The 10,041-nt window shown below is 64.0% G+C and carries 8 protein-coding genes; 3 read left to right on the top strand and 5 right to left on the bottom strand.

Features of this window, described 5'->3' with window-relative positions:
- Positions 1-6 precede the first annotated feature (6 nt).
- Entirely contained in the window at positions 7-1,146 is a 1,140-nt protein-coding gene (locus DFR29_RS01750) for a prepilin peptidase (RefSeq protein WP_166653837.1), read from the top strand.
- The gene (coaE, locus tag DFR29_RS01755; RefSeq protein WP_133816825.1) at positions 1,143-1,778 is read left to right on the top strand and encodes a dephospho-CoA kinase; all 636 of its coding nucleotides are present in this window, start codon (positions 1,143-1,145) and stop codon (positions 1,776-1,778) included. The genes DFR29_RS01750 and coaE overlap by 4 nt, the downstream gene beginning before the upstream one ends.
- Positions 1,779-2,080: 302 nt before the next feature.
- Here the strand turns inward: coaE and DFR29_RS01760 are convergent, their stop codons facing one another.
- From DFR29_RS01760 to DFR29_RS01770, 3 genes are all read right to left on the bottom strand, one after another.
- Positions 2,081-3,046, bottom strand: coding sequence for a Nudix family hydrolase (locus DFR29_RS01760; protein ID WP_133816826.1), 966 nt, complete (start codon positions 3,044-3,046; stop codon positions 2,081-2,083).
- Positions 3,047-3,078: 32 nt separating this feature from the next.
- Positions 3,079-5,808, bottom strand: a complete 2,730-nt coding sequence (secA, locus tag DFR29_RS01765) for a preprotein translocase subunit SecA (protein WP_133816827.1) — start codon at positions 5,806-5,808, stop codon at positions 3,079-3,081.
- Between the two features lie 156 nt (positions 5,809-5,964).
- The gene (locus tag DFR29_RS01770) at positions 5,965-6,906 is read right to left on the bottom strand and encodes a M23 family metallopeptidase (protein ID WP_133816828.1); all 942 of its coding nucleotides are present in this window, start codon (positions 6,904-6,906) and stop codon (positions 5,965-5,967) included.
- A gap of 36 nt (positions 6,907-6,942) precedes the next feature.
- Between DFR29_RS01770 and DFR29_RS01775 the strand changes: the two genes are divergently transcribed.
- Positions 6,943-7,434 carry a DciA family protein gene (locus tag DFR29_RS01775; RefSeq protein WP_133816829.1) on the top strand — a complete coding sequence of 164 codons (492 nt, stop codon included), beginning with the start codon at positions 6,943-6,945 and terminating at the stop codon, positions 7,432-7,434.
- A gap of 45 nt (positions 7,435-7,479) precedes the next feature.
- Here the strand turns inward: DFR29_RS01775 and lpxC are convergent, their stop codons facing one another.
- Positions 7,480-8,391 (bottom strand): UDP-3-O-acyl-N-acetylglucosamine deacetylase, encoded by a 912-nt coding sequence (gene lpxC / locus DFR29_RS01780; protein ID WP_133816830.1) that lies wholly within the window; start codon positions 8,389-8,391, stop codon positions 7,480-7,482.
- 442 nt (positions 8,392-8,833) lie between these two features.
- Positions 8,834-10,009, bottom strand: coding sequence for a cell division protein FtsZ (ftsZ, locus tag DFR29_RS01785; protein WP_133816831.1), 1,176 nt, complete (start codon positions 10,007-10,009; stop codon positions 8,834-8,836).
- Positions 10,010-10,041 lie beyond the last annotated feature (32 nt).

The raw sequence follows: 10,041 nt of genomic DNA on the forward strand, positions 1-10,041 counted from the left end.
TCGCCCGTGCTCGACATTCTCGGTAACGGCTGGCCACTGCTTGCAGTGGCCAGTTTGTTTGGACTGCTGGTCGGCAGCTTCCTCAATGTCGTCATCCTGCGTCTGCCGGCGCAGCTGATGTACGAATGGCGCCAGCAGGCGCGGGAGCTGCTGGAATCCGACAGTGGCGCCGATGGCGCCGCAGCGGGCTTGGCGGTCTTGCCTGATGGCACGCCGCAAACAGTCTCGCTGCCCAGCGATACCAGCACGGTCGAAACGCATGCCCCGGCTGATTCCGACGCCACCGGCAACACAGGCACCGTGGCCGCCGACGCAACGCAGACTGCCGCATTGCCCCCTGCCGGCGCGGCAGCCAACACAGACAACACAGACAACAGCGCGGCGGCAACAACCAACCTTCTGGCAGCAGCCGTCGCCGTGGAAGCGGCGGCGGACGCTCCGGCAGCGGCAGAACTTCCGCCGCCCGATCTCGTGTTCAAGGGCTCGCACTGCCTGCAGTGCAAGCATCCGCTGTCGCCGCTGGACAATATTCCCTTGCTCAGCTGGCTGATGCTGGGCGGGCGTTGCCGCTACTGCAAGACGCCGATCTCGGCGCAATACCCGATCGTGGAAGCGCTGACCGCCGTAGCTGCCCTGATCGTGGTGTGGCGTTTCGGCTTTAGCCTGCAAGCCGCGGCCGGGCTGGTGCTCACCTTCAGCCTGATCGCGCTGTCCGGCATCGACCTGCGCACGCAACTGTTGCCCGACCAGATTACCCTGCCGTTGTTGTGGCTGGGGCTGCTGCTGACCTTGCAACCCGTCTTCGTCGCACCCAGCGATGCCATCCTTGCGGCGGCAATCGGCTATCTGAGCTTGTGGTCGGTCTACTGGGGCTTCAAGAAGCTGACCGGCAAGGAAGGCATGGGCTACGGCGACTTCAAGTTATTGGCCGCGCTCGGCGCCTGGATGGGCACGGTGAGCCTGCTGCCCATCGTACTGCTGTCGTCACTGGTCGGCGCCATTGTCGGCGGCCTTTACTTGGTTCTGCGCCGTCAGGACAGCTCTACTCCCATCCCGTTCGGCCCGTTCATTGCCGCCGCCGGCTGGCTGCAGTTCGTCTGGGGCGAACACCTGCTTCGCTGGTACGAGCAACTGTTGCTGGCATGAGCGCGGCACACTTCGTCGTTGCCGTCAGCGGCGGCATTGCCTCGGGCAAATCCGCCCTCACCGAACGCTTTGGCCGCCTCGGCATTACCTGCTACGACGCCGATGTCGCCGCCCGCGCCGTCGTCGCGGCGGGCCAGCCCGGCCTGGCCGAGATCGTTGTGCAGTTCGGCAGCGGCATCTTGCGCGCAGACGGCGAACTAGATCGCGCAGCCATGCGCCACCTGGTCTTCGCCGATCCGAACCGGCGCAGCGCCCTTGAAGCCATCGTCCACCCGCGTGTGCGCGCGTGGCTGCGCGAAAAAGTAGACAACGACCGCGGCGTCTACTGCCTGCTCGCGATTCCATTGCTGGCCGAGACCTGGCCGGCCTACGACTGGGTCGACCGCGTCCTTATCGTCGACGTCGATCCGGCCGTGCAACTACAGCGACTGCAACAGCGCGACGCCATCGAACGCGAACTCGCGCTCAACATGATTGCAGCCCAGGCCACACGCGAACAGCGCCTGGCCATAGCCGATGACGTGGTCGACAACTCCGGCGGACTGGATGAATTGGACTTGGCCGTCGCGCAACTGCATGCACGCTATTTGCGGATGGCAGAAAAAACCGGCGCGTGCGAAAAACCGGCGTAGTCGCCACTGCAAGTACTTTGCGGTGCGGCGCAATCGATATGCTCAGGCGTCGTGCGTAGGGCGCGATGAGCGAAGCGAATTGCACCAATCGGCCTGATCGGCGAGAAGCGGTTTGCATCGGCAAAAACTGGTGCTGGCCCCAACTTGACCGCCTACCCCCTCTCTCGACCCTCTCCGGCCCGTTTGGCGTTCAGAGGCGACAGAGCCAAATGGCTCTGTACCTCGCCTCGCCACCCCCCAAGCAAAGCTTGTAGGAAAGGGCTAAAACACAACCGCCGCGCAGCAACATCAGCGCCACCGCGCTAACGCAACTCCCAGAACGCCGAAATTCCGGCAATTCCCTGCGCCCCGCGCTCAATCGCCGCCGGCAGATCGCCCTCAACCAATCCGCCCAACGCAAAGACGGGCAAAGCCGCCCCCGCACACAACGCCGAGAAACCGTCCCATCCCAGCGGAACCTGCCCTGGATGGCTCAATGTAGGTGCCACCGTGCCTAGCACAGCAAAATCCACCTGTAGTGATTGCGCCAATTGCAACTCTCGTGCATCGTGACAGGACGCCGCGAACCAGCGTCGCAGGCTGACCGGCCGCTCCTGCAGGGACTGCAGCTGGGCCGCACTGATGTGCACGCCGTCGAGATCGAGCTCCTCGACCAAATCGTGACGGCGGCTGATCAGCAACTGTCCGCCGGCAGCGCGCACGCGGGTCAGGCACTCGGCGGCCAGCGTGCGCAGCTTTTCTTCCTCCAGCTGCAAGGCGCGCAGCTGGACCAGGCGTACGCCGCGATCGAGCGCGGCATCGAGGCCGGCGAGAAACGCGCCGAGATCGGCGCCGGGCTCCGGCGTGATCAGGTAGCGGTCGGGCAAGGCCAGTGCGTGAATGACGGGGTGATCCGCGGCGGGCATTTCCGCCGGATCCAGCGCTGCCGCCGGCACCCATTTCAGGGACTGGCCCTCGCAGGAATGCGGCACGCCGACGAACTCGCGCACTCGATAAACATCGAGAAGAATCTGCTTGGCGCTGTAGCGCCAGGGAATGCGGATCAGCGCCTCGGCGCTGGCAACCCGCACGCCGATTTCCTCGAGGATTTCGCGCTGTAGCGCCTGCAAAGCGCTTTCACCCGGCTCGACCTTGCCACCAGGAAACTCCCAGTAGCCAGCCAGGTGCTTGCCTTCGGGGCGCTGCGCCAGCAGCACGCGGCCGTCGGCGTCGATCAGCGCTGCAGCGACCACATGGACGGGCGCGGCCTCGGACAAGGCCGCGCTCATGCTTCAACTCCGCTGTAGCCTCGTCTTCGCACTCAGGCGAGTCGGCCGTGGCACTGCTTGTACTTCTTGCCCGAACCGCAGGGGCAGGGATCGTTGCGGCCAACCTTGGGGCCTTCGGCAAACTGCGCCGCGGCCGGTGCCGTCGCTGCCTGCGTGGCGGCCAGTACTTCGCCTTCGCTGGCGAAGCCGCTGGCTTCCGCATGGGCGAAGTTCAACGGCGCCTGCATCTGCTGGCGGCGCTGCTGTTCTTCCAGCTCCTGCACTTCGTCTTCGCTGCGGATGCGCACGCGGGCGAGCAGGGTCGTGGTTTCCAGCTTGATGCGTTCCAGCATGTCCTGGAACAGCTCGAAGGATTCGCGCTTGAACTCCTGCTTGGGCTGCTTCTGCGCATAGGAGCGTAGATAGATGCCCTGGCGCAGGTAATCCATGCTGGCCAGGTGTTCCTTCCAGCAGTTGTCCAGGGTGTTGAGCATGACGTGGCGTTCCAGCGCACGCATGACTTCCGAACCCAGCATCGCCTCGCGCTCGCGGAAAAACCGGTCGACGCCTTCTTCCACGTGCTTGAGCACGTCTTCGGAATCGGCCTCGGCCTGGCTTTCCAGCCAGCGCTTGATGTCGATGTCGATGCCGAAATCGTCGGTCAGCTTCTTCTGCAGGCCGGCCACGTTCCACTGTTCGTCGATGGCATGCTGCGGCACGTGGGCGCGGGTGAGGTCGGCGAATACATCGCTGCGGATCGCCGCGGCAGTGACGGCGAAATCGTCTTCTTCCAGCAGCTCGTTGCGCTGTTCGTAGATCACCTTGCGCTGGTCGTTGGCGACGTCGTCGAACTCGAGCAGGTTCTTGCGGATGTCGAAGTTGTGCTGCTCGACCTTGCGCTGCACCTTTTCGATCTGCCGGCTGACCATGCGGTCTTCCAGCGCATCGTCTTCCTTCATGCCGAAGATCTGCATCCACTTGGTCACCCAGTCGGGCGAGAAGATGCGCATGAGGTTGTCTTCCAGCGACAGGTAGAAGCGGCTGGAACCCGGGTCGCCCTGACGGCCGGAGCGGCCGCGCAGCTGGTTGTCGATACGGCGCGACTCGTGCCGCTCGGTGCCGACGATATGCAGGCCGCCCGACGCGATCACTTCCTCGTGGCGCTTTTTCCACGCCGCCTTGATGCGTGCACGCTCGGCATCGCTGGTGTCTTCCGGCAGTTGCGCCAGTTCGGCATCGAGGCTGCCGCCGAGCACGATGTCGGTACCGCGGCCGGCCATGTTGGTGGCGATGGTGACGGCGCCGGGCTGGCCGGCCTGGGCGACGATATGCGCTTCGCGCTCGTGCTGCTTGGCATTGAGCACTTCGTGGGCAATGCCCTGCTCCTGCAGCATCTTGGAGAGGAATTCCGACGCATCGATGGAGGCGGTGCCGACCAGCACCGGCTGGCGCCGCTTCTGGCAGTCGCGGATGTCCTCGACGATCGCGTCCCACTTGGGCTTGTGCTTGAGGAAGACCAGGTCGGGCGAATCCTTGCGGATCATCGGCCGGTGGGTCGGGATCACGACCACTTCCAGGCCGTAGACCTGCTGGAATTCGTAGGCTTCCGTATCGGCTGTACCGGTCATGCCGGCCAGCTTTTTATACATGCGGAAATAATTCTGGAAGGTGATCGTGGCGAGGGTCTGGTTCTCGCGCTGGATCGGCACGCCTTCCTTGGCCTCGACCGCCTGGTGCAGGCCGTCGGACCAACGCCGCCCCGCCAGGGTACGGCCGGTAAATTCGTCGACGATGATCACTTCGCCGTCGCGCACGATGTAGTCGACGTCACGCTGGTACAGCGCATTGGCGCGCAGCGCGGCGTTGAGGTGATGCACGACGACCAGGTGCTTGGCGTCGTACAGCGCATCGTCGGTGGCGATCACGCCTTCCTTGCGCAGCAGCTGCTCGGCGTGTTCCATGCCCTCTTCGGACAGGTGCACCTGCTTCGCCTTTTCGTCGACCCAATAGTCGCCGGCGGTGGAATCTTCTTTTTCCTGCCGCGTCAGCTTGGGCACTATGCGGTTGATCTTGACGTAGAGCTGCGGCGATTCCTCCGATGGACCGGAGATGATCAGCGGCGTGCGCGCCTCGTCGATCAGGATGGAGTCGACTTCGTCGACGATGGCGTAGTGCAGGCCGCGCTGGTAGCGCTGTTCCTTGGACAAGGCCATGTTGTCGCGCAGGTAGTCGAAACCGAACTCGTTATTGGTGCCGTAGGTGATGTCGGCGTTGTAGGCCTCGGCCTTGTCGCTGTGGTTCATGCCCGGATAGACCACGCCGACGGTCAGGCCAAGGAAGTTGTACAGCTTGCCCATCTGCGCGGCATCGCGCTTGGCCAGGTAGTCGTTGACGGTGACGACGTGGACGCCCTTGCCTTCCAGCGCGTTCAGGTACACCGCCAGCGTGCCTACCAGGGTCTTGCCTTCGCCGGTACGCATTTCGGCGATGCGGCCGGTGTTCAACACCATGCCGCCGATCATCTGCACGTCGTAATGACGCAGGCCCAGCACGCGCACCGAGGCTTCGCGCACGGTGGCAAAGGCGTCGGGCAGGATCTGGTCCAGGGTCTCGTTATTCGCCAGACGCTGCTTGAACAGCTCGGTGCGGGCGCGCAACTCGGCGTCGGACAGAGCCTGCATGGCCGGTTCCAGCGCGGCAATCTGCGCCACGGCCTTTTGCAGTTGGCGCAGCACGCGATCGTTGCGGCTGCCGAAAAGGCTCGTCATCAGACGGTTGAACATGAGTGAGTCGCTCAGCAGGAAAGGGAAATCGCGCGAGACCCGCAGCAATGCGCAGGCGCGACAAGACCGCCGATGATAAGCCGGCGGCCGCGTCGGGAAAAGGATTGTGGGTTGCCGCCCCCGGGATTCAAGGGGCGGAAAAGGCTCAGCCCGCCATCAGGCCTTGCGCTGACTGCGTACGTAGGCGATGGGATTGACTGCCTTGCCGTTGAGCCAGACTTCGAAATGCACATGCGAGCCGGTGGAACGGCCGGTGGAACCGACCTTGGCAATGACTTCGCCGACGCGGACGCGCTGGCCCACGGCGGCAATGTTCTGGGAGTTATGTGCATAGCGGGTCATGTAACCGTTGCCGTGGTCGACTTCGACCACGTTGCCGTAACCGGGGCGGGTGCCCGACCAGGTCACCACGCCTTCGGCCACGGAATGGATGTCGGCGCCCTGGTTGGCGTCGAAATCGATACCGGAATGGAAGGCGCTGGCGCCGTTGAAGGGGTCTGGCCGGCCGCCGAAATAGGAAGAGATATAGCCGGAGTTGACCGGCATGCCGCTGGGCAGCAGGTCGGATTCGATCTTGCGATCCAGCAGCAGGTTTTCCAGCACTTCGAGCTGGGCCTGCTGGCGGGTGAAGCGTTCGTGCAGTTCTTCGATGGATTCGGTCAGCTGCGGCGCTTGCGCATGCACGACCGGAGATTGCAGATCTTCGGGGCCACCGACCGACGGCGGCTCGGAGAAACGGAATTCGCCGTCGTCGAGCTTGCCGGCGCGGGTGAGGCGCTCGCCAAGCGCGTTGAGGCGGGTGGCATGCGCTTGCAGCGCACCGAGTTTTACCGCTAGCGCGTCGAGATCGCGCTGTGTGCTTTGGCGTATCTGTTCCAGTTCGCGCAGGCGGGCTTCGCTCTGCTCGCGCATCTCGCGCACTTCAGCCAGCGTGCGCGTCTTGGGCCCGGCCACGCTATAGGCCACGCTGACGCCAAGCAGGGCGCAGGCCAGCGCGGCACACCCCAGGATGGCACCGCACTTAAGTCGGATACGCCAGCAGCCCAGGTCGATGGTCTGCGGCACGGCGTGCGGCTTTGCGACGATAATGATGTTCATGCCAGTTTTTTTGTTTTTTCTGCTTGGGTTTCCGCGATGCAAAACAAGGTCCCACCACCCGCAAAGACGCCGCGGCGCTTGCCGTCCAGCCCCAAACTGGTCGGCGAGACTTCCCCTGTCGCGTCGCTGATACAGCGGGCGCGAGCACTGGAAGCGTTGGATCTACGTTTGCGCCTTACGCTTCCCCCTACGCTGCGGCCGCATTGCTGCCTGGCCGATGCGCGAGCGGGTCGCGTTGTTTTTCTGGCGAACTCCTCGATCTGGGCAGCGAAGCTGAGACTTCACCAGACCCCGATCCTGGCCGAAGCGCAAAAAGCGCTGGGCCAGCCCTTCAAGGTGTTCGCCGTCAAAGTGGCACCCTTGCCGTCCGTTCCCCCGGAGCCTGCAAGGCGGAAGCCGCTTTCAAGCGCCGCAGCCGCCCATCTGAGCGCAGCCGCGGTGACACTGGCAGACCCGGAACTCCGGGCCCTTTTTCTACGTTTGGCGTCCCTCGCCAGTATTTCTGATTCCGAAGACACGGTCGACTGACCGCGCCGCGCTGCGGCTGGCTGAGGGCCGTAGCGTTAAACCTTCCTACATCGCCTGGGCAGGGTGGGCGTAGGAAATCGGTGCCGTGGCCGGGTCGTCAAAACAGACCTCTTCCCACGCGCTGGTATCCGCCAGCAGGTTGCGCAACAACTGATTGTTCAACTGGTGGCCGGACTTGTGCCCGTAGAACGCGCCGATAAGGCTGTGTCCCAGCAGGTACAGGTCGCCGATCGCGTCGAGGATCTTGTGTTTGACGAATTCGTCCTCGTAGCGCAAGCCATCTTCGTTGAGTACCCGATAGTCGTCGAGGACGATCGCGTTGTCCATCGATCCACCCAGCACGAGGTTACGCTCGCGCAGCATTTCGATATCGCGCATGAAGCCGAAGGTGCGTGCGCGCGAGACTTCCTTCACGAACGAGGTCGTGGAGAAGTCGATCTCTGCCCGCGAGGTCTGCGCGGTGAAGATGGGATGGTTGAAATCGATGGAGAAGCCGACCTTGAAGCCGTCGAACGGCTCGAAGCGGGCCCACTTGTCGCCTTCCTGGATGGTCAGCGGCTTTTTGATGCGGATGAAGCGCTTGGCCTTGGGCTGCTCTTCGATGCCGGCGGACTGCAGCAGGAATACGAAGGGGCCGGCGCTGCCGTCCATGATCGGTACTTCGGAGGCCGACAGGTCGACATAGGCGTTGTCGATGCCCAGGCCCGCCATGGCCGACAGCAGATGTTCGACTGTCGATACGCGCGTCGTTCCCTTGGTCAGGGTGCTGGAAAGACTGGTATCGCCGACATTTTCCGCGCGGGCGTGAATTTCCACCGGCGGATTCAGATCCACGCGACGGAACACGATGCCCGTGTCCACTGCCGCCGGACGCAGGGTCATATAGACCTTTTCGCCGGTGTGGATGCCGACGCCTGTCGCCCGTATCACATTTTTGAGCGTTCGTTGTTTGATCATTTCTATTTTTGTCCCCTGGGGCAGGAGCCAACAAAACGGTCCGGATGCTAGCACAGGGCTTTATGACAGAAAAGCAAAACGATGCGCCCGGCCCACAATCTGTTGCGTGCGTACAACATTAGCGGCTGGATCGGGCGAAAAAAAGGCGGTATGCCGTCGGCATACCGCCTTCTGGAGGACGTAGCATGACGGATGACGGCGCCTGTCGTCACCTGTCTTTCACGATGGCCTGCGCATTTCACCTGACGATGAACGCGGCCGCGGTCGCTGCCCAAGCAGCGGGATAGGGCTCAACACCACGCAGGCACTGGGCCTGCGCCGATCAGTCTGCTGCACAGCGACGCCGCGATGCATGCCGCGCGAAACCGCCCGACAGCGGCCCCAGGGCCGCCTCGGAGGCTTCGCGCGACGCGATACGCGCCGCGCCCCACCAGCGGGCCGATCAGTCCGCCTGGCGCCGCAGGAACGCGGGAATGTCCAGGTAGTCCATGGCCGGCTCGGCACTGCTGGCGGCTTCGCTCACGGTCACCTGGCGCGCCGCCGGACCGGCAACGCGCACGGCGGGCTGGGCGTAGTCGACCACTTCGTTGCCGGTACCGGTACGCAGCACCAGGCGCGGACGCGGCTCGTCGCGGCGCGACGTCACCGGCTGGCGGATGGCGGCGCGGTTGAGGCCGGTCGCCACCACGGTGACACGCACCTCGTCCTGCAGCTCTGTATCCAGCGCGGTGCCGATGACGACGGTAGCGTCTTCGCTGGCAAAGCCGTGGATGACCTGGCCGATCTCGTCGAACTCGCGCATGGTCAGGTTGGGACCGGCCGTGACGTTGACCAGGATGCCGCAAGCACCGGCCAGGTTGACGTCTTCCAGCAGCGGATTGTTGATAGCGGCTTCCGCCGCAGCCACGGCGCGGTCGTCGCCCTTGGCCGAACCGGTACCCATCATCGCCATGCCCATTTCCGACATCACCGTGCGCACGTCGGCGAAGTCGACGTTGATCAGGCCAGGACGGGTGATCAGGTCGGCGATGCCTTGCACCGCGCCGAGCAGCACGTCATTGGCCTGCTTGAACGCGCTGAGCAGGGTCACGTCGCGGCCGAGCACGGTCAGCAGCTTTTCGTTTGGCACGGTGATCAGCGAGTCGACGTGCTGGCTCAGGTCTTCGATGCCCTTGAGCGCCACCTGCATGCGACGACGGCCTTCGAACGGGAACGGCTTGGTCACCACGGCGACGGTGAGAATGCCCAGCTCCTTGGCCAGCTGCGCCACCACGGGTGCTGCGCCCGTGCCGGTGCCGCCGCCCATGCCGGCGGTGATGAACACCATGTCGGCACCCTGCAGCATTTCCACGATGCGCTCGCGGTCTTCCAGCGCGGCCTGACGACCGACCTCGGGGTTGGCGCCCGCGCCCAGCCCCTTGGTGACGTTGCTGCCCAGTTGCAGGCTGAATTTGGCGCCCGAGTTCTTGATGGCCTGGGCGTCGGTATTGGCGCAGACGAAATCCACGCCCTCGACATGCTGTTGCACCATGTGGGCTACGGCATTGCCGCCGCCGCCGCCCACACCGATGACCTTGATCACCGCATTCGGTGCGATCTTCTCCACGAATTCGAACATGACTCCCATCCTCCGGTTTTATGAATTGCTGT

It is taken from the genome of Tahibacter aquaticus, from assembly GCF_004363655.1.
Taxonomy (GTDB): Bacteria; Pseudomonadota; Gammaproteobacteria; order Xanthomonadales; family Rhodanobacteraceae; genus Tahibacter; species Tahibacter aquaticus.